The sequence below is a fragment of the Leptospira sp. B5-022 genome, assembly GCF_000347035.1.
Classification (GTDB): domain Bacteria; phylum Spirochaetota; class Leptospiria; order Leptospirales; family Leptospiraceae; genus Leptospira_B; species Leptospira_B cinconiae.
This window is the reverse complement of the sequence record NZ_ANIJ01000022.1, coordinates 1-20,503: the sequence shown is the minus strand read 5'-3', so window position 1 is coordinate 20,503 and position 20,503 is coordinate 1. Positions and strand designations below refer to the sequence as shown.

18 protein-coding genes are annotated in these 20,503 nt (G+C 42.1%); 8 read left to right on the top strand and 10 right to left on the bottom strand.

Features of this window, described 5'->3' with window-relative positions:
* The first annotated feature begins 39 nt into the window (after positions 1-39).
* On the top strand, positions 40-1,623 hold the full coding sequence (locus tag LEP1GSC192_RS10385) for an NAD(P)/FAD-dependent oxidoreductase (protein WP_020770084.1): 1,584 nt from the start codon (positions 40-42) through the stop codon (positions 1,621-1,623).
* A 333-nt stretch (positions 1,624-1,956) separates the two neighbouring features.
* Here LEP1GSC192_RS10385 and LEP1GSC192_RS10380 read toward each other — a convergent pair whose 3' ends face one another.
* From LEP1GSC192_RS10380 to LEP1GSC192_RS10355, 6 genes are all read right to left on the bottom strand, one after another.
* Entirely contained in the window at positions 1,957-2,712 is a 756-nt protein-coding gene (locus tag LEP1GSC192_RS10380; RefSeq protein ID WP_020770113.1) for a hypothetical protein, read from the bottom strand.
* Positions 2,713-2,760: 48 nt separating this feature from the next.
* Complete coding sequence (locus tag LEP1GSC192_RS10375) at positions 2,761-2,967, bottom strand: hypothetical protein (protein WP_008589214.1); 207 nt, start codon at positions 2,965-2,967, stop codon at positions 2,761-2,763.
* Positions 2,968-3,045: 78 nt separating this feature from the next.
* Positions 3,046-3,594 (bottom strand): hypothetical protein, encoded by a 549-nt coding sequence (locus tag LEP1GSC192_RS10370; RefSeq protein WP_020769953.1) that lies wholly within the window; start codon positions 3,592-3,594, stop codon positions 3,046-3,048.
* Positions 3,578-4,687, bottom strand: coding sequence for a KamA family radical SAM protein (locus LEP1GSC192_RS10365; protein ID WP_020769981.1), 1,110 nt, complete (start codon positions 4,685-4,687; stop codon positions 3,578-3,580). The genes LEP1GSC192_RS10370 and LEP1GSC192_RS10365 overlap by 17 nt, the downstream gene beginning before the upstream one ends.
* Positions 4,688-4,958: 271 nt before the next feature.
* On the bottom strand, positions 4,959-5,279 hold the full coding sequence (locus LEP1GSC192_RS10360; protein WP_036089748.1) for a hypothetical protein: 321 nt from the start codon (positions 5,277-5,279) through the stop codon (positions 4,959-4,961).
* Between the two features lie 65 nt (positions 5,280-5,344).
* Positions 5,345-6,253, bottom strand: coding sequence for a phosphate ABC transporter substrate-binding protein (locus LEP1GSC192_RS10355; protein WP_020770079.1), 909 nt, complete (start codon positions 6,251-6,253; stop codon positions 5,345-5,347).
* Positions 6,254-6,434: 181 nt separating this feature from the next.
* Here LEP1GSC192_RS10355 and efp point away from each other — a divergent pair, with 181 nt between their 5' ends.
* The 4 genes from efp to LEP1GSC192_RS10335 all read left to right on the top strand — a co-directional run bounded on the left by efp (position 6,435) and on the right by LEP1GSC192_RS10335 (position 8,956).
* Positions 6,435-7,001 (top strand): elongation factor P, encoded by a 567-nt coding sequence (efp, locus tag LEP1GSC192_RS10350; protein WP_008589168.1) that lies wholly within the window; start codon positions 6,435-6,437, stop codon positions 6,999-7,001.
* A 94-nt stretch (positions 7,002-7,095) separates the two neighbouring features.
* Entirely contained in the window at positions 7,096-7,629 is a 534-nt protein-coding gene (locus LEP1GSC192_RS10345; RefSeq protein WP_020769979.1) for an acireductone dioxygenase, read from the top strand.
* Between the two features lie 3 nt (positions 7,630-7,632).
* Entirely contained in the window at positions 7,633-8,268 is a 636-nt protein-coding gene (gene mtnB, locus LEP1GSC192_RS10340; RefSeq protein WP_020769925.1) for a methylthioribulose 1-phosphate dehydratase, read from the top strand.
* 4 nt (positions 8,269-8,272) lie between these two features.
* A complete protein-coding gene (locus LEP1GSC192_RS10335) occupies positions 8,273-8,956 on the top strand; it encodes an SDR family oxidoreductase (RefSeq protein ID WP_020770168.1) in 684 nt (227 codons plus the stop codon).
* An 82-nt stretch (positions 8,957-9,038) separates the two neighbouring features.
* Here LEP1GSC192_RS10335 and LEP1GSC192_RS10330 read toward each other — a convergent pair whose 3' ends face one another.
* From LEP1GSC192_RS10330 to LEP1GSC192_RS10315, 4 genes are all read right to left on the bottom strand, one after another.
* Positions 9,039-10,034, bottom strand: a complete 996-nt coding sequence (locus tag LEP1GSC192_RS10330) for an HD domain-containing phosphohydrolase (protein WP_020770004.1) — start codon at positions 10,032-10,034, stop codon at positions 9,039-9,041.
* A 1-nt stretch (position 10,035) separates the two neighbouring features.
* Positions 10,036-13,023: an MHYT domain-containing protein gene (locus LEP1GSC192_RS10325; RefSeq protein WP_020769912.1), complete on the bottom strand. Its 2,988-nt coding sequence runs from the start codon at positions 13,021-13,023 to the stop codon at positions 10,036-10,038.
* A 6-nt stretch (positions 13,024-13,029) separates the two neighbouring features.
* Complete coding sequence (locus LEP1GSC192_RS10320; RefSeq protein ID WP_020770110.1) at positions 13,030-15,549, bottom strand: histidine kinase N-terminal 7TM domain-containing protein; 2,520 nt, start codon at positions 15,547-15,549, stop codon at positions 13,030-13,032.
* A gap of 144 nt (positions 15,550-15,693) precedes the next feature.
* Positions 15,694-18,150 (bottom strand): ATP-binding protein, encoded by a 2,457-nt coding sequence (locus tag LEP1GSC192_RS10315; protein WP_020770063.1) that lies wholly within the window; start codon positions 18,148-18,150, stop codon positions 15,694-15,696.
* A 524-nt stretch (positions 18,151-18,674) separates the two neighbouring features.
* On the opposite strand from LEP1GSC192_RS10315, the gene LEP1GSC192_RS10310 reads away from it, so the two are divergent.
* From LEP1GSC192_RS10310 to LEP1GSC192_RS10300, 3 genes are all read left to right on the top strand, one after another.
* Positions 18,675-19,712: a tyrosine-type recombinase/integrase gene (locus tag LEP1GSC192_RS10310; RefSeq protein WP_020770103.1), complete on the top strand. Its 1,038-nt coding sequence runs from the start codon at positions 18,675-18,677 to the stop codon at positions 19,710-19,712.
* A gap of 193 nt (positions 19,713-19,905) precedes the next feature.
* Positions 19,906-20,121 carry a DUF2191 domain-containing protein gene (locus LEP1GSC192_RS10305; RefSeq protein ID WP_024864045.1) on the top strand — a complete coding sequence of 72 codons (216 nt, stop codon included), beginning with the start codon at positions 19,906-19,908 and terminating at the stop codon, positions 20,119-20,121.
* On the top strand, positions 20,118-20,503 hold a 386-nt coding region (locus LEP1GSC192_RS10300; RefSeq protein WP_036089738.1), incomplete at its 3' end, for a PIN domain-containing protein. The genes LEP1GSC192_RS10305 and LEP1GSC192_RS10300, both read left to right, overlap by 4 nt.

The following is a 20,503-nucleotide window of genomic DNA, read 5'->3' as shown; positions in this document are numbered from 1 at the left end:
GTTCAGTGTTCACATTGAATGCGAATAAGAGGTTTGTCAATGAATATTGATCAAGTAGGCAGCGAATTCGATATTATATTTATAGGCTCCGGCATGGGAAGTTTATGTACCGCCAGTCTTTTGGCCCAATCGGCAGGGAAGAAGGTTCTGGTCCTGGAAAAACATTTTCAACCGGGAGGTTTTACTCATGAATTCCAGAGAAAACAAGGAAAGTACCATTGGGATGTGGGTATTCACTATGTAGGCGACATGCATGAAGGTGGGCTTTGCAGGAAGATCTCCGATAAGATCACTCGAGGGCAACTTGTTTGGAAAAGAATGCCGGAACCTTTTGAACGTTTGGTCTTTCCGTCTAGAAAATTCGATATTTATGGAGATCCGGAAAAGTTCAAATCGGATTTGATCAGTCAATTCCCTGAAGAATTAGAGGCCATCGAGAGATATTTCAAGGATATCAAAAGGACTTCGGGCCTTTTTGGAAAAGCGATCATGATGAGGCTTTCTCCTCCTCCACTAGATTCTCTTACAGGCTTGCTTGGAGAGGGGAATATAGTAACTCTCAAGGATTATTTCGATAAAAATTTCAAGAGTGAGGATTTGAAGGGAATTTTAGCAGCCCAATGGGGAGATTACGGTCTTCCTCCTTCTAAAGTTGCTTTTGCGATGCATGCAACGTTAGTGCAACATTATCTAAACGGAGGTTATTATCCTGTGGGAGGCGCCGGTAAAATTTTCGATTCTATAGAACCGATCCTTGAGGAAAAAGGAGGCGCAGTACTATCTTCCGTAGAAGCAAAGGAGATCTTGATCAAGGATGGAAAGGTAGTAGGTGTTAAGGCAAAAGCGTTGAGGGGAGAAGGCCATGAGCGGGACTTTTTTGCTCCGTTGGTGATCTCATGTGCAGGAGCCTATCCTACATATACAAAATTGATCCCGGATTCCGTTCCGATACCTTTCAGAAAGGAGCTAAAAGATTTTTATAATCGAGAAAGAATGACCACAAGTATTTGTCTCTATCTTGGTCTTTCCGAGAGTCCTGCAAAATTCGGATTTAAAGGTGAGAATTATTGGATTTTCTCTTCTCCGGACCATGATAAGAATTTTTCGGAAAGAAATGATTGGCTTTCGGAAAGTGGAGAGATACCGAACTTATATCTTTCTTTTCCGAGTTTAAAAAATCCGGAAGCGAAGTCTCATACGATGGATGTGATCACATTCACGGATTATTCCAATTTTGCGGATTGGAAAGACGAACCTTGGAAGAAGAGGGGAGAAGATTATAAAAACTTAAAAGAGAAAATTATAAATCGTATACTTTCCACCTTGGAGGTAAGATTCCCGGGCCTCACTAAATTGGTGGAATTTGCGGAACTTTCCACTCCGATCACGAACGAACACTTTACTTCTCATCCGGACGGAGCTATCTACGGTTTGGCCTGTGTGCCGGAAAGATACAAGAAGGAAAAATGTCCTTGGTTCGATGTGCGGACCCCGATCGAGGGTTTGTATTTGACCGGCGCGGACGCGGCTTCTCCCGGCATTGCAGGGGCAATGATGGGGGGCTTGGCCGCCGCGTTAGCGGTAACTGGAAATGCGGATATTCTGAGAGAATTAAGAAATTAGAAAATCCTAATGAAAAAAGTTCCTTGCTATACTACGAGCCTTCTTCTGTCTCTCATACTTTTATGTAGGTGTTAAAGGCTCGTAAAACGATTTCACGTTTACCGGAACTTTTTCCGGATGCGATCGTTATTGCGTTGGATGCAAACGATGTGGTGAAATTGCCGTTTCAATCTTTGCAAAAGAGGTAAACGATTTTTCAAAGAAAAATTTGTAGGAGGTCCTACACGCGCCCCTCAAAAATATGCATTGTGAAAATGCTTTTTTTGTGATATAGAAATTTTCGAAATTCCCACGAGCCTCTCCCCCCTCCCAAAGCAGGGTGGGGGCCGCCTTTCAATAATTCAGTTTTAAAATGCGGATCTCTTTTTCTTCGAAGCGGAGAGTTTCTTTGAGTTGGTTGAATCTTTCCACTGAGAAAGGAGACTCGGGAGAACGGAGTTCCTTTTTCAATTTTAGAACTTCTTCATATAGTTCAAGTAGCTCCAAAGTATTTCCCTTGGCTTCCTTAGAGTAAAGGGCGCGGAACATCGGCCCGATCCTAGAAGGAATATCCGAGTTTACGATCTCAGCAATTCCCAGATCTTCAATATACCGGAACATCCAGTTTTGGAGATAGACTGTTAGAAGTCTTTCCATCCGAACCACGTCTTCCTTCGTGTTGCGAGGTACGATCCCTTTATAGAATCTATAACGTTTTCTTAAATATTTGCCAGCGGTGTTTCCGTCGATAGGCTCGGATTTGAATTTGTCCCATTCTTCTTTAATTACCGGGAAGTATTCCGATCCAAAGTAAGGCTCACCCAATTCGCAGATATGGATGGCTCCCGGGTCGTAACTTTTCATTCTGGTGCGGAATCCGTCCCAGTCTGCTGCGAGTAAATTTACCTGTCCCTGGCTTTGGAGAGGTTCCATAGCTCTATTAATCTCTCGGATAAAATTTCCTTTGAGCTGATCGGAAGGATCTGCGAGCACAAGAAAATTGAAGTCGGATAATTCGTCTCCTTCTCCTCTTTGTCTGGACCCGAAAAATATAAGTTCGAATGGTTTTAGGGAGGAGACACTGGATAGATTTTCTTTAATACGTTCCATGACTTAAGATCGCTTTGGTCTCTACTCTAGGAATATAAGAAGATATTTCTATTCGAAAAACAAACGCATTCTGGAAAGATTTTCCAAAATGGCTTTGTAGGCCCGATCTCTATCTTCCGGATCTCCGAAGGGTAATGATTTAACATGGTTGAAGTCATGGTAGGTGATTTCTATGGAGTTTGCCGCCATGTTCTTTTTGATCGAGGAGATATAGTCTAGATTAATGACCTCGGTATCCCCCAATTTTAACCACATTTTATCTTATCCCCGGGATCTCTTCTCCCCGCCGGATAAAATACTTTCCGGATCGAAATCGGTCAAGAAAATACGCTCTTAAAACGCTTTTATTCCCCGACTTACGAATTCGTGGAATTCTTTTCCTAATTCCGCAGTGCCCAATCCCTTTTTGTTTTCCAACTGGGTTTCGAACACAAAAATGAAGGTCTCTTTCTGCCATTCCCATCGGACGTAACATTTTTCTGCCCCGGATCCTTTGGCACAACCTGAGAATACTGTGGCTCTGGAATTTTCTCCCATAGGGAAATATTGGAATTGTCTAGAATTGAATTTGGACTGGTCCGTTTCGGATACCAATTGTCTGAAATCGTTGGAATTATCTTCCGTGTAAGAGGAGGCCCGGAAACTTTCAAAACTGGAATTGCTGTCCGATATTTTACATTCGTAAAATAGACCCCGGGCGAATAATCTTCCGGAGTTGAGTAAAACGGAATGTCCTCCGGTATAATATACTACATCGTAATTGAGTCGAAGTGCCGACGGATTTTCAGGTGTGACTGAGCTTGGATTCTCTTGGTGGCTTTTACATACCTCTAGGGCCAGGGCGGATATGAGTAGAATTACAATTCTAGAAACCGATCTCATACAGATCTCCTTTATAATTTCGGAATACATAGGAAGAATTTTTGGTTTCTTCCAGATAGTTCGCAGGCAGAGGCACTTTTCCTCCTCCTCCCGTCAGATCCACCACATATAACGGAACGCTTAGTCCGCTGATACTTCCTCGGATCTGCTTCATGAGTTCCACACCTTCTTCTATTGGGACCCTAAAATGAGAAGACCCGAATACCTCGTCGCAATGATGCAGATAATAGGGTTTGATCCCTATTTTGGTCAGTCCGTAGAATAAATCCGTCAAAGCTCCTACGGAATTATTGATCCCCTTCAAAAGTACAGCCTGATTTAGGACTGTAACGGCACCTTCTTTCGCTAACATCCCGATCCGTTCCTTCACAAGTTCCGTAAGTTCCTTGGAATGGTTGAAATGAGTGACCAGATAGATCGGAAAATGTTTTTTTAAGACCTGGCAAAGCTCATGAGTAATCCTCATGGGAAGTGTAACAGGATACCTAGTATGGATCCGCACCTGGTTGATATGCGGGATGGATTTTAATTCGGAAAGTAGATAGTCCAGCTTGGAATCGGAAAGATTTAAAGGATCTCCCCCGGAAAGGATCACTTCTTTGATCTCAGTGTGTTCTCTAAAATAATGGATTGCGTCTTTCCAATCTTCTGTTCCCGGAGTTTCCGCAGACTGGGACACCTTTCTTTTTCTCGTACAGAACCTACAATAAACCGCGCATACATGAGAAAGATACCAAAGTGCACGATCCGGATAACGATGGGTCACTCCTTTGACCGGCATGTAGGATTCTTCCGCCAACGGATCTTTTCTATCCCAGGCTCTCGTATCTAACTCTTCCTTTCTTGGTATGACTTGTAATCGAATAGGGCAGTTCGGATCTTCCGGATCCGCGAGGCCAAGATAATAAGGAGTAGCGGAGAAGCTGAACACTTCGCCACAGGTTAGCAATGCTTCTTTTTCTTCCGAACTGATCCGGATATAGTTTTCTAACTCGGATGAATCTTTGATCCGATTTTGGATCTGCCATTTCCAATCCAACCATTCCGGACCGGAACCGGTCTTTTGTTTTTGATATGAGGAAACGAGTTCCAAGAAGCCCTCTTACTGATGGATTCTCATGCCGGCAATTATAGTCAACCGAGTATCCGTATAAAAAAGAAGGAAACCAAACATAGGTTTCCATTCGAGTTGTTTCTTTATATAACCTCAAGGAGAATGCCCATCGATTAAAGTTGGAGACTTAGGAGAAGGATGAGCCGGATTTCCCGTTTTCTATTTTTGCCGAAGCGGAATTTTGCCCGAAACCGCTATCTAGCTTTTTACGGGGAAAAGTCCTCCCGAGGACTTACAGAATGAAAACCGGTCAGACCGGAGGGGGAAGGAAAAGATAACGATAGGCTAGGGTGTGAAAGTAAAAATTGCGACCTGGATCGTTTGGCAGAAGACTGCTCTTTAATCCGCAGGCAGTTTGAGAGAATTTAGCGATAAGTCCGAAGACCGCATCGTCTGCGCCCGCGGAGAACAAGGAAGGAAGTCCTTGATCGTCGCCATCTCGGAAGGATTGGGTCCTTGATTTCTTTTGGAAGGAATAACTTTTGACCGTACTATAATCTCTGGACGCGACCTCACTAAAGAGGGCTACTACCATGAATAAGATTATAGGCAAAAGCCAAAGCCGCTTCATAACTACCTAAACTTAGACGGAACAAAACGGCTTTCGCAACCTTTTTTCGAGGGGAAAATCGGAATTTATTGTTTGGTAGCTTCCACTTCCACAGTACTTAAAGTACTTCGTAAATAGCCGCTTTTTAATACCAGAGCTTGCCCTTCTTCGGAAGTGATATAGGTAATGAACTCATCGATTTTTTTACCTCTATCGGATAGATAGAATAGATACAACCCTCTAGAGAGTTTATATTTTCTTTCGGAAACATTTTGGATCGTCGGCTCCACATAAGGATCCTTTCCTGTTTTCGAATAAAAAACCGCTTTCACTTTTCCTTTATTTTGGATCTGTGCGCTTCCCATCCCCATAAATCCGACTGCGGCTGCATCTTTTTCGATCAGATCCGCCATCTCATCGTTATCCGCCACCACCTTGGAATCGGTAGTGAACTCTTTCTTTTTGGAAGCTTGGTATTCTTTTTCTCCCAGGTCTTTTTGTCTTAAGATATGAGTTTCGAAATAAGCGGCAGTTCCGCTTTTATCATTTCGAAGGACCACATGGATCGGTCCGGGCTTTCCGCCTACTTGCGACCAATCTTTTATTTCTCCGGAGAATATTTTGGAGATCTGCTCTAAGGTAAATTTGGAAACGGGGTTTGCAGGGTTCACTACAACTGCGATCCCATCATAGCCGATCAATACATTCTCGAATCTTCCTTTTCTTTCGAATTGGGTCTGTTCTTCCGGAGTTAATGTTCTAGAAGAGGCAGCTATATCCGTTTTGGATTCGAATAATTTTTCTATCCCCTCGAAGGAACCTCCACCTTGGACGGTAACTTCTATCTTCGGATTCTTTTTAGCGTATCCGGCCGCTACCACGTTTAGCAAGGTATGCATGGTTTCGGAGCCGGTGATCAGTAAGGGTTCTTTTTTGCAATTGGTAACCGTTAACACGGTAAACAGAAGGAGTAAGAGCGTTAATTTTTGTTTCATCGAATCTTTGGTTCTCCGGAAATCTTTTCCAAAAGGGGATTCTCCTCTTGTAAGGGGAAAAGTCGAACCGAATTTTAGTCCTGAAATATTACAATTAACGAAGGTAGCCGGAGTACATCGCTTGACACCCGGCTTTCCTACAAGGATATAGAAAGAGCGTAATCTTTATTTTAGGTCGTTTATGAACTTAGGCATCACTGAAGTTAGAAAAGGAATGGTCCTCAAGGTAGAAGGAGAACTTTATTCCGTTGTAAAAAGCGAATTCGTGAATCCGGGAAAGGGATCCGCCTTTATCCGTACAAAATTAAAGAACCTGGTCCGTAACAGTTCCATTGAAAGGACCTTCAAGGCTGCGGAAAAATTAGAATCCGTAGAATTGGAAAAAAGACAGATGACTATCTGTTACTCCGAAGGTGATGATATCATCTTCATGGACACAAACGACTTCGAACAGATTCCTGTTTCTAAAGAATACTTGGAAGATATTCTTCCGTTCTTAAAGGAAGAGACGGCTATGGAAGTTTCCTTCTACGAAGGTAAACCGATCGGAGTGACTCCTCCGAACTTTGCGATCCTGGAAGTAACGTATGCGGAAGAAGGTCTAAAAGGTGATACCTCCGGAACCGCTCTGAAAAGAGTTACCGTAGAGACCGGGGGAGAGATCAACGTACCTATTTTTATCAAACAAGGAGATTCTATCCGGATCGACTTGAGAGATCTTACCTACGTGGAAAGGGTCAATAAATAAGGAACTTGAAAGCGGCCTTACATACAAACTAGGCCGTCACTGCCGCTTGAGGGTGCGGAGCTAAAAAAAGGGAAACCACCTAAAGGAGGAACAAATGGCGATAATTATCCAAAAACCGGGACTTCCGGAAATCAAAGACAATTCCGAAGTAAAATCTTTTCTGAATAAGAGAGGGATCGAGTACGATCATTGGCCGGTTCCTACTAGTTCTTATTCTCTTACGGATAAATTGACTCTCGTGGACGAGGAGAAGGAAACTCTTCTCAAAAATTTGGACAGTCGTTTCGAAACCTTAAAGGAAAAAGAAGGTTATCAATCCAGGGATCTGATCGTTCTTCATCCGCAAGTCCCAGGCCTGAACGAGATGTTGGCCAAATTCGATAAAGTGCATTATCATACCGACGACGAAGTTCGTTATATCGTGGACGGTTCCGGGATTTTCGGATTCTCACTTGCGGGTGAAAAGTTTTTAGTAAAGGTGGAGAAGGACGACTTCATCTCCGTTCCAAAGAATACGAACCATTGGTTCACTTTGGACGAGAACAAAAGAATTAAGGCGGTCCGTTATTTCCAAGACATGAGCGGCTGGGTCCCGAATTACGTAGAAGAAACTACGGCCCTAGTCTGAAAAATGTCCCAAAAAAAGATCCTGACCCGCCTCGCGGAGTCGGGGGTCCTGTATCATTCCAAAGGATGGATGCCCGGAACTGCGGGCAATCTTTCCATCAAGGACGAAAAAGATCCTAACATATTCTGGGTAAGCGGAAGCGGTTTGGATAAGAACAAACTGACCCGAAAAGATTTTCTTCCGGTAGAGATCCAATCCGGAAAAGTACTAGAAGGTTGGAAAGGTCGAGAAGGTCTGAAACCTTCCGCGGAAACTTCCATACACAGAGCAGTTTATAAAGCATTTCCAGAAATGGGATGTTCTCTTCATGTCCATACACCGGAATCCAATCTGATCGAAATAGGAGTTTCCAAAGAGAATCCGATCGAGGATCTTCCGCTTCTTCCCTTAGAGATCATCAAGGCGTTCGGTATCTGGGATGAGGATCCGAACGTATCCGTCCCTGTCCTATACAATTATCCGAATGTGCAGGATATTTCCGATCATTTGGAGAAACATCTCATCGAGGCAAAACCTAGGGTCCCCTTCTGTATTATAGAAAAACACGGGATTACCGTTTGGGGAAAGGATCTGGTCCAGGCGAATCGGCATTTAGAAGCCGCCGATTTTTTATTAAAAGTGCGGGCGATGTCCAAGTAATAGTATGGGTTCCAAGAATATCCTGGTAGTCGGGGCCGGTTCCGGGATCGGCAGATCTTTATTAGAAAAATTGAATGCAAATCCCGAATATTTTCCGATCGGGATCTCCAGGAGAGGCAGGCCCTTGGAGGAAAGTTTCGAAAGAGGAAAGAATTATAACTGCAATCTTGCTGAGCCTGATCAAATACGAAAAATTTCCTCTTTTATTTCGGAGCGTTGGGAAGAGATCCATGCGATCTATTTCGCTTCCGGAGACGGTCTATTCTTAAAAATAGAAGATCTGGAATGGGAAGATCTTCAAAAACATCTGATCCTGAATTTAAGCGCACCTATTTTACTGACTTCTAAACTTCTACCTTTATTAAAGAAGGGATCTCTACTTTGTTATCTTTCTTCCACCGCTGGGAGGCAAGGATTCTCGGGGTCTTCTCCTTATTGTGCTTCTAAACACGGTATTGCCGGCTTTGCAAAAGCGATCCGGGAAGAAGTAAAAGATCGTGGGATAAGAGTGACTACCGTGTTTGCGGGAGCGATAGACACTCCGATCTGGGACGGTAGAGAAGGATTTAAAAGAGAAGATATGATCCCTGCTTCGGATGCTGCGATCTTTTTGGAAAGTTTGTATTCTCTTCCTGCAAGTTTTAATCAGGACGAGATCCTTTTTCTTCCACCTAAGGGTGTGTTATAAGGGCCTGTCCCAAAAGGTTCAGTCTCATGAAGCCCGTGACTTGGTTGACCGATAGCTTATACTTTGGGACGGACTATAAATTTTAAGTTTCTGCCCAACGTTCTCTGATCTCCAAAAGTTCAGGCATCAGATTCAGAAATACCGGTACAAGACCCGGATCAAAATGGGACCCGGCTCCCTTTCGTATATGATTGACTGCGTCTTCTATACTCCAGGCTTTTTTATAAGGTCTTTCTGTTGTTAGTGCGTCGAATACGTCCGCAATCGTGACTATTCTCGCTTCCACCGGAATTGTATCTCCTTTGATCCCGTTCGGATAACCGCTCCCGTCCCATTTTTCGTGATGGTTCAAAGCGATACTTTTCGCCATTTGCAAAAGTATCGAATCATGGTCTCCGATGATCTCGGCTCCGATCGTAGGGTGAGTTTTCATGATTTCCCATTCTTCCGGATCAAGTTTACCAGGTTTTTGTAATATACTATCCGGAATACCTATCTTACCGATATCATGCATAGGAGAAGCATGTAATATTTTTTCGGCGGTATCTTCCGAATAACCCAAGGCCCTTGCTAAAGTTTGGGAATAATGGCTCATTCGGATCACATGAAGTCCGGTCTCATTGTCCTTGTATTCCGCGGCGAGGCCCAATCTTTGAATGATCTGAAGTCTTGTCTCTTTTAGTTCATCGTTCCGAACCAGGGAAAGATGAGTTTTTACTCTGGCTTTTACGATGGCGGGGCTAACGGGTTTCGTAATATAATCGACGGCCCCCGCTTCGAAACCGTCCGCCTCGTCTTCTTCTTCCGCCATTGCCGTTACAAATATCACCGGTATCCTGGAGGTAGAGAACTCATTCCTGAGTTTTTTACAGGTTTCATGTCCTGTCATTCCGGGCATCATCACGTCCAAAAGGATGAGATTCGGTCTTTCGGAGATCGCAAGCTCTAAAGCCTTGATCCCGTCTTTTGCGAAAAATAGTCTATAATCTTCTTGTAATATTTGTTTGAGTACTTGTAGGTTTGCCGCTTCGTCGTCTACGACTAAAATTTTCGGTCTGTCATCGAGTAGATGGCTCATTCTATTTTCCGAGATCCGTGTCCAATCCGAGTTGGGTGCTGAATTTTTTGAGAAGAGTATAAGCCTCTTCGAATTCGAATTGTTCTATTTTAGAACTAAAAAGTTTAAAATCGGAATTTTCCACTTTTGTTCGGATCAGGTCCGAAAATTCTTCCACATATTCTTCTTCGATCGAACCTCTTTGAAAGGAGTCGGATAATTCTTTGGCGAGAATCGAAGCTCTTTCCGGATCCCATTCCACTTCTTTTTCGTTAAGATAGATTTCCGGATCGGCAATTCTTTCCGAATAACCTAATACTCTTGCGATCTCGGCAATCATTTGGTCCATTTCCACCGGCTTAGAGACGAATCCGTCCATTCCGGCGGAACTTGCCGCACTTTTATCCTCCTCAAAAACACTTGCAGTCAATGCTAAAATAGGGGTTCTAGGAACATTCCCCTGGATCTCATGCATTCGGATAACCCTAGTTGCCTGATGACCGTCCAGTCCCGGCATCTGTACGTCCATTAAGACCAGATCAAAAGAACCGGTCGTGACTTTTTTTACCGCGTCTTCTCCGTTATACGACGATTCTACCTGATGTCCTAGGTTTTGCAGAAGAAGGCTTACGAGTTCCGTATTCTTTTCCACATCGTCGACGACTAGGATCTTTAAAGGAGGAAGTCTGATCCCTATTTGGATCTTGTTTTCCTGTTTATGTTTTCCTTCTTTTAAAGGGAGAAGAACATGGAAAGTACTACCTTTCCCTAAATTGCTCTCGACCCAAATTTTCCCACCCATCAATTCCGTTAGCTGCTTACAAATTGTGGTGCCGAGTCCCGTTCCGCCAAAACGTCTAGTGGTGGAAATATCCGCCTGCGTGAAGGGTTCGAAAATTTTATCCAATCGATCCGCTTGGATCCCGATCCCGGTATCTTGGACTGCAAAATGGAGTTTCCCTGCTTCTTTAGTCACTTTTAGACTGACTTTTCCTTTGTCCGTAAATTTGACGGCGTTACCGATCAGGTTCGTCAGGATCTGTCTGATCCGCAAAGAATCTCCCTTATAAAATTCAGGTAGTTCCGGATCTTGGATAACTTCGAATTCCAGATTTTTCTTTCTGGCACTGATACCCAAAGTGGATTTTAATTCCGCGACTAATTTCAAAAGGGAGAAGTCAATTTCTTCCAATTCCACCGCTCCTTTTTCCAACTTCGCGGTGTTTAAGATATCATTCAAAAGTCTTAATAAAGATTTCGCGGAACTTTTGACGGTTTCCAAATGGCTCCTATGATTTTTTTCCAATTCTTCCGAAAGAAGTACTTCCGTAAATCCGAGGATCGCGTTCATGGGAGTACGGATCTCATGGCTCATATTTGCCAAAAAAGAAGTTTTAGTGATCGCCGCAAGTTCGGCTTTTTCTTTTTCTTTACGTAACGCTTCTTCGATTCTTCTTCTTTCGGTAATATCTAGAATAACTCCGTCTATAAAGATCGCTTCTCCATTTCCACCGTAAGCTCCGCAACCGTTTTCCCAAAGCCATCGGATCTCACCGCTTTGGTGGAGGATCCTGTATTCTAAAGTGAAGGCCCTTTTGCCTGAAACTGCCGCATCGACTTCGAACTCCACTCTTTTTAGATCGTCCGGATGGATAATATCTTTGAAAGATCTTATCGAGTTTGCACTTACGAAATCCTGGACCGGATATCCCGTGATTGATTCGGAAGCGTCGCTCATAAATAACATCTTCCAATCGTTATTAGGAAGACATCTGTAAGTAATGCCGGGTATATTTTCTATCAAGGAACGCACCTGTTGTTCGCTTTGTTTTAATGCGTTTTCGATCATTTTTCTTTCGCTGATATCCGTTACAAAACCTACGAATAGATCTTCCCCCGCGAATTTGCCGTGTCCTATCGCTAAACGTACTGGAAAATCGGAGCCGTCTTTTCTGATCCCGATAACTTCTCTACTACTTCCTATAATTTTAGCGAAACCAGCGCTCAACATTGTTTGGGAATTTTTGTCTCTGCCGTTATAGTACGGATCCGGCATTAACTCTCTAATGTTCTTCCCGATCACTTCTTTGTTTTTATAACCGAATATCAACTCGGCGGAACGGTTGAATTCCCGAATCTTACCTTGAGAGTCCATAGTGATCACACCATCCACCGCCGTAGTGATGATGGTCCTAAGTCTGGATTCGCTTACCCGGAGATTATTCACAAGATCCCTATATCTTAAGAACCAGTTGACTGCGAATGCAAAAAGAGTGAAAGCGATCGTGATCAAAGAAATTGCAAGAGCAAGGAAGGTGGAATCGGAAGCTTGTGAAGCCAGGTTAGTATCCGCTTCTCCTATGAATCTTGCAGCGGCCATACCCGTATAGTGCATTCCGGAAATAGCAGATCCCATGGTGCAGGCCGAAATAAAAGAAGGCCAGAAAGTCCGTAATTGTAAACTCTCCAAACCGAATCGTACCCAAAGAGAGAGTATCGCAAGAACTACGGCAACCACTATGGATAACGCGAAGAACCATGGGTCATAACGTAAGAACACGCTTGTCTGCATGGCAGCCATTCCGGTATAATGCATGGCCCCTATTCCGGAACCCACAAGTAGACCGCCTAATATTAATTCTGCGCCTGAAATTTTGGGTCTATTCACGAATGACAATGCGATTGCGGAAGCAAGAATACTTGGAGCGACGGACAAAATAGTCAGGCTTTTATCATATTGAACGGTCGTACATAATTCGAAGGAAAGCATTCCGATAAAATGCATGGACCAAACACCACAACCTAGTGCCAGGCTAGCAGCGGATGAAATTAAATATTTGGTAATAGGCGGAGCGGATTCCGGTACTTTCTGTCCTACGATCTGAAGAGCGATATAAGAAGCGAATATCGCCATCAAAACGGAAAGGACAACTAACCAAGGATTGTACGTAGCCGTAAGAAGTTTAGCAGAAGTATTATAGATGAAAAAATTATCTAAAAATGCGATCACAAAAACTCAAACCTCGAAGGGAAGCCCCACATAAAATATAGTATTCCCGGGAGAAGAATCGAACCAGATCCTTCCCTTATGTTTTTCCACAATACGTTTTGCAATGTCCAAACCTAAACCGGAACCTTCACCCAAAGGTTTAGTTGTAAAGAATGCATCGAATACTTGGTCTTGCACTTCCACCGGAATCCCGGGCCCCTTGTCCTGGATGGAAACGATTACCTCATTTTCTTTCAAATAGGCGCTGATCCCGATCGAACCTTTATACGACATTGCCTGGACGGAATTCATAATCAAGTTTGTCCATAGGTGCATTAGATCGTCCGGAAAACCCAAAAATTCTGGGATCCCTTCCAGATTAGTCGAAACTTCGACACCGTGTTTAAATAAATTTTGGTATAATGTCAGTACGGTATCTATATTTTCTTTAAGTGAGAATTTTCTCTTCTTATGAGACGACTCGAAATGTGCGAAACTTCTAAGTGCGTATACAATTTTTGCGGAACGATCCACTGCGGTTTTGATCGTATCCACACATTGTTCCGGTCCCAAAAGATTCAAAAAGAAGGGGAGAAGTTCCCTTGCATTCGGATTTTTTAATATACTCTCGAAATTTCTCCAAGAAGAAGCTACCCCGAAATCCACAAAAAATTCCGCAGTTTCTTCCGGAAAAAGGATGTCTACGGATTTCATCTCCATTTTGATCTCCGCAAGAACTCTTCTTCTTTCCAGGCCGATCAGTATTTCTTTGGAAGAAACACCGACTGAGATCAGTTCTTTATAGGAATTCCAATCATCATCGGATAAAGAGGAGAGAAGAGGAAGGATAGATCTTAATTCCGTTCTGATCTTTTCCAGATAGGAAAGTATATTAAAACCTGCCGCTTGGATGGCACCGATCGGATTATTGATCTCGTGCGCTATACCTGCGGCTAGCTGACCGAGATCCGCTAACTTAGACGCCTGGATCAATTTTGCCTGGGTTTTTTTCAGATTTTGTAGAACTTCTTCCAGATCGGATTTTTGGGATTCAATGATCGCTTTTTGAGCCAAGATCTCTTTATTCGCTCTTTGTAATGTATCGATCCTGAATTCCGCTTCCTCCAAACCAGTAGCATCGGTTCCTGTGGAAATTACGTATTGCAAAAGACCGTACCGATCTCTGACTTCCTTATGCTCCCAAAGTGTCCTCCTGGATTTTCCGTCTTTGGTCCTTAGAAGTACGCTTGTATGTTTTGGGAATCTTTTCTTTGCAAAACGTTTCTCGAAAACCTTCGCGATCGAATTTCTTTCGTCCGTAAATAGTTCCGTTTCCCAAAAAACTTTTCCTTCCAACTCCATTAGGTCGAATCCTGTGATCTGCAAACAGGCTTTATTCAATAAAATTAATTTTCCGTCGCCGTCCAAGACCAAGAAAAGAATACTAGTTGAGTCCAAAATACTCTGTAGAATGTCCCTTCTTTCGGAAAGTTTTCTTTCCGAAATTGCCCTTTGTGTCACATCCCTAAGTACGACAATTTTAAATTGAGAACCTTCCGCTTTCTGAGAACGAACGGAAACATCGTAGTATTTTCCGTGGTTTGTTCTCCATTCCGTATTGGTTTTTTTGGAAATATGGCATTCTTCCACAAGAGTGTCCAAATCCGGAAGGAATTCGGAAAGTTTCTGATCTTGTCTTAATCTAGCCGTTCCGAGAAGGTTTAAAGCGGAAACATTACAGTCCAGAAGGACCCCGGAGGAATTCATTACAAAAACCGCATCTTGTATATATTCAAAAACCTGATTTCTTGCCAAAGGGATCAGATTTAATATCCTAAAATAAAAAAGACCGTACATCCAGACAAGTAATGCGAAACCGGCCGCCAAAGGAAAAATATCCAACTTCGGATGGATAAACGGCACAAAACCTCCGGCGGTCATTATTTGACTGCCAAATGGAAGGGAAATGCCGATCAGGAATACCAAACATCTTATTCTATGAAATGCCCTTTGTGACCAGACTCCATATAATAAAATTATAATGCAAAGTAGGAATACGGAAAGGAAATTGACTACGTATATCTGCATCCAAGGACCGTATTCATAGATCAAGGCCAGCCAGGGAGCAGAGTTATCGAATCTGAGAGAAGGGCGGATCCATTCTTCTTGTCCGAACCAGACTACAAGTTCAGTGCAGATTGGAATGATTGAAAAAAGAACGATACTGATCGGATGAATAAACCTACTTAAATTGGCAATTCTCAAACATAGGAACGGAAGAGAAACGATCAGAATGTCGGGGCCGATAAATTGAAAATTGTCCCAGAAAATGATACTTGCCGGTTTGGTGCTGACAATTTCCCAAAAATATCCGAAGCTATAAAGTGTGATTCCGAGACATACGAGAATGAATTCGGGCGCTCCGGAAGTTTGTCTATTTTTGAAACCTAAACGAAAAGTGAAAATGGAAAGAAAAAGACTAAATAGAGGAAGGATCGCGTAAGGAGTCCATTTGAACCAGGATAAAGTTTGGACTTCCGTTCCCATGAAAACTAATTTCGAACGCCGCTCCTTCGGCTCAAGGAGAAAGTTTCTAGGTTTAAAATATAAGACGTTTTCGCCGGATAGATTCCTATCTTTGAAAATGAAATTTATCTCTTAAGTAAAGAAATTATAGAGTGACGGGTTTTTTCAATTATGAAAACCGACCGCGGTCCCTGCTTTTTCTCCCAAGGTAAAGAAGAAGGAGGCGCCTTCTCCCGGTTTACCTTCTGCCCAGACTGAACCCTTGTATCTGGTGACTATCCTTTGTACGATGGCAAGTCCCACACCTGTACCTTCAAATTCATCCTGTCTATGCAACCTTTGAAAAACACCGAAAAGTCTGTTATAATATTTCATATCGAAACCGGCGCCGTTGTCTTTTACGAAAAATGTTTTCCCTTTTTCCGTATCTGTGACCCCGATCTCCACCTTAGGTTTTTCTTTTTTAGCCGAATATTTTACAGCGTTCGAGATCAGATTCTGGAACACGTAAGACATCATATCCCTATCGGTAGTCACTTTAGCAAGGGGATGGACAATAATTTCCGCGTTATGATCCGTTTGGTCCTTGATCTGGCTTGCAACGGTTTGAGCGACTTCCGTGAGATCGAAGGTGGAGTCTTTTAGTTCCTTTTTCCCTACTTTAGAGAATTCTAATAAGTTATCGATCAGATTTTCCATTCTTTTTGCGGATTCGATTAACACATTCAGGAATCGGATCCCTTCAACGTCCAAAACAGAACTATGATCTTCTAAGATCATTTGAGTATAACCTTGGATGGCCCTCAAAGGCGCTCTCAAATCGTGGGAAACAGAGTAGGAGAACGCTTCTAATTCCGCATTTGCAAATTCTAATTCGAAATTTTTCTGCTCCAAAGCCTCTAAATTTTTCTTTCTATCCTCTGCGATGGTCAGAAGTGACTTCATTCTTACCATCAATTCTTCCGGATGGAAAGGTTTACACAAGTATTCGTCCGCTTTGGCTTCCCAACCTTTTAACATGGCTTCTCTGTGAGTTAATGCGGTAAGTAATACTACGGTAGTTTTGGAAATTTTAGGATCTGCCTTGATCTCTTTGCAGAGTTGTAATCCGTCCATCTCAGGCATCATCACGTCGGAAAGGACCAGATCCGGTTCCCAGAAGTATACCAACTTAAGCCCTTCTTTTCCGTTCTTAGCGGATTTCACCCGGTATAACGGAGAGAGAAGGGAATAAATATAATTGGAAAGATCCTCATTGTCCTCGCAGATTAAAACTTTCGGCTTATCGGAAAAGTTGTAATCTGCTGCATTAGAGATCTCTAAACTAGAATATTGAGGAGAATGGGAGAAAATTTTGGAAGAAGTTCCCTTCTCATCCGGGTCTACTTTTTGGGCAGGAATGGTTACGTTAAATTTGCTCCCTAATCCGAGTTTGCTGGAAACCTCCACAGAACCGCCCAAAAGTTCCGAAAAATCTTTTACCATTGCGAGACCGAGTCCTGTTCCGCCAAACCTTCTGGTGGTAGAACCTTCGGCTTGTTGGAATTTTTTAAAGATGATCCTCTGGTCCGCTTCCGAGATCCCAATTCCGGAATCCTGAACGGAGAGAAAAAGTTGATCTTCCGAATACGTTACGATAACGGAGATATTCCCGTCCTTTGGCGTGAATTTTAACGCGTTTGAAAGAAGGTTAAAGACGATCCTTTCGAAAAGATAACGATCGATCAAAACATTAAGATCTGAAGAAGGTATTTCATGGTGGATCCGAATATTCTTCTCCAAAGCGCTCGGCTCGAAATCTTTCAGAATGGCTTGGATCAGGTCGCCGATATTCGTGGATTCCAATTCCACCTTCATCTTCCCCGCCTCAAATTTAGAAAAATCTAATAAACTATTCACCATTTGAAGAAGTCGTACGGAATTGTTGTGAACCGTTTCTAACATTTGGATGTTATTGGGAGAAAGACCGGATCTTTTATCTAGAAGGATGGATTCCACGGGAGCTAGGATCAAACTGAGAGGGGTCCTAAGCTCGTGGGAAACGTTCGCAAAAAATTCGTTTTTGATCCTTTCGGTTTCTCTTAGGCTTTTGTTCGCGGATTGTAATTCCTGGGAACGTCGGATGATCTCCGTTTCCATCTCTTCTGTGCGGGAACGAAGAGCCTCGGTCATCTCCGATTGTTTTTCTCCTCTTTCTTTTAGGAGAACAAACTCGGTCACATCTTCCACCTTATGGATGATGCAATGTACCTTTCCTTTTTTGTCTAAGACCGGAATATTTAAAGGACTCCAATATTTAACGGTAAAACCCCCACCTTCTTCTTCCGGAAGTTGGATATCGTATTTTTGGACTGCCATGGTGTCCGGAGCTTTCGTTTCCAAAACGCGGAGGAGGGAGCTTCGAAGATTACTTACACCGGTTGCATCCGGATCGTCCGGATTATCCGGAAAAACTTCAAAGATTCCCCTGCCTAGAATTTTATCCCTTTCAGTCAGAGTTGCTTTGAGATAGGCGTTGCTTACTGCTATAATTTTGAACTCGGGAGAAAGTACCAAATACAAGCCTGGCACAGATTCGAAAAGAAGGCGAAAATCAGGGCTTAATGAGTCAGAACGATCCATCTGGTTTGCCTAATACAGGGATACAAATTGATCTAAGAATAAACGAACTCATTTCAAAATTAAAGAATACGAAGAAAATATAATATCTATTATCCGCAAAAGATCCATTAGAATCACTCCGTTTTTAAAGAACCGAATAACTTTTGTCAGTAAAGAATTATCCTTTGAGTAATGAGGTATTAGAGAAAAATTCCGAAATTCTCCATCAAAACAGTATAAGCGAATACAAAAATGAGGTAAGTAGCCTTGTAAAATTTTTTCTAATGTTAGCTTCAATTAATTTGTCCTAAAAAAGCGTATAACGGATATTTTTCAGGTAATATTCTGGAAAATTCGGAATTTGCTGGCAATAAGTCGAAATACGAATAAAAAAGGCAAAATTTCACCAGAAACGTCAAATGAGGGCTGACGATCTCCTTTCGAATGAATTTTTTTTGTTTCAGTGTGACTGAAGGGGCGGAGCTATATCTTATAATTAAAATAATTTACTATACAAATATTTAGTATATTTCTATCCTTTCCCTATGCCCAAACGAATCAAAATTTGGAAACATTGGGAGAATGGAAAATGTTTCTCGGTAGTTTCGTTTTCGTATGACACGGAGTTATATCAAAGAATAAGAAAGGTCCTGAATTCTCGTTGGGATAATGTTCAAAGAGTCTGGAAAATTCCATTTTCCGAATCGTTTCTCTCCGAATTTATTTCGGATTATGGGGAGAGAATTGATGCTGATCCTGAAATTATATTAATCCCCCTTAAAACGGAACTACTAAGAAGAAACTACAGTAGGAAAACTTTAAGATCCTATTTTTTTTACAACAGGGCTTTATTAAAGTCCTTAGGCAAAAACCCATATATAGTAACCGAATCTGATTTAAAATCTTATCTGGACAGGATTTTATATGAGAAGAACTTAGCTTCCAATTCAATTAAATCCATTCTACAATCTTTAAAGTTTTATTATAATATCGTAATTGGTAAGAAATATTTAAAAACTTATCCTTATCCAAAACGGGAGAAGCGAATTCCAGAATCTTTATCGAGATCCGAAGTTGCTAGAATGATTGAATCTGCGTCGAACCTTAAACATCGCCTTCTTCTTCGGCTTTGCTATGGGGCAGGCCTTCGTGTGAGTGAACTTGTGAAATTAAGAGGAGATGACTTAGATTGGGAGCGAAAGTCAATTCGTATCCGTCAAGGGAAAGGGCAAAAGGACCGATTCACTCTTCTTCCCACTAGTTGCAAAAATGAATTGTTGAATATACTACATAAGCAAGGAATGAGGTCTTGGATTTTTAAAGGCCAAATCCCTAACCAAAATCTAAGTGTCCGAAGCGCGGAAAAAATTTTCACTATGGCGAAGGTAAAAGCAGGAATCACTAAAGATGTCTCGATCCATGATCTTCGACATGCATTTGCGATCCACCTCCTGGAATCCGGAACTTCCATCAAGCTAATCCAAAGATTACTTGGCCACGTTTCCGTCAAAACCACTGAAATTTATGCTCGCATTGTCGACCCTATGGTTTCTAAGATAAAAAGTCCGCTGGATGAATTATGATTTACGCACCTTCGCCAATGCTCCGTTTTTGTGCCAGATGGGCGAACTAGCAGAAAGTCAGAGTTAGCCGAACATGCTTGCCCAAAATTTTGATCCATCTGGAAATTTAGTAATAGGGAATTGAGAATCCATTATTTAGAGAATTTCCCATTAAAAGCTTGAAAATACGAATCAATATCGTATATTGTATCGTATGAAAGTGACTGCGATATTGCCAGATGATCTAATTGCTGAGGTTCAAAAGTATTCCGGAGGTAAGAACATAACTGATTCCCTCCAGAAAGCGCTCTCAGAGTGGTTAAAACAGGCCAAAATAAGGAATTTGAATGCTAAGCTACATAAATCTCCACTTTCGTTCCAGGAAGGCTTTTCCGGGGAAAATATCCGTAATCTGAACCGTAACAGATGATTCTTGTAGATACGTCTGTTTGGATCGAATTCTTCCGGGGAAATGACCCTTATTTCAGTGAATTAAAAGATCTTATTGAATCATCAGAAGTGATAGTTCATGAAGTTGTCTTTGGTGAATTACTCCAAGGCTGTAAAAATAAGAACGAAGTATCTTTTATCTTAGAATATTGGGAAAATCTAAATACCTTAACTTCAGATGGTAGTTTCTTATCAGCAGGTAAGCTTTCATTTGAAAACAAGCATATTGATAAAGGCATAGGATTAATTGATTCAGTTCTTATTAATGAAGTTAGAGGTAAGAAACTTCAACTTTGGACATTAGATAAAAAGATTCTCAAAGTATTAGATAAGAAAGAAATTTATTCGAGTCGAGGCAAGCA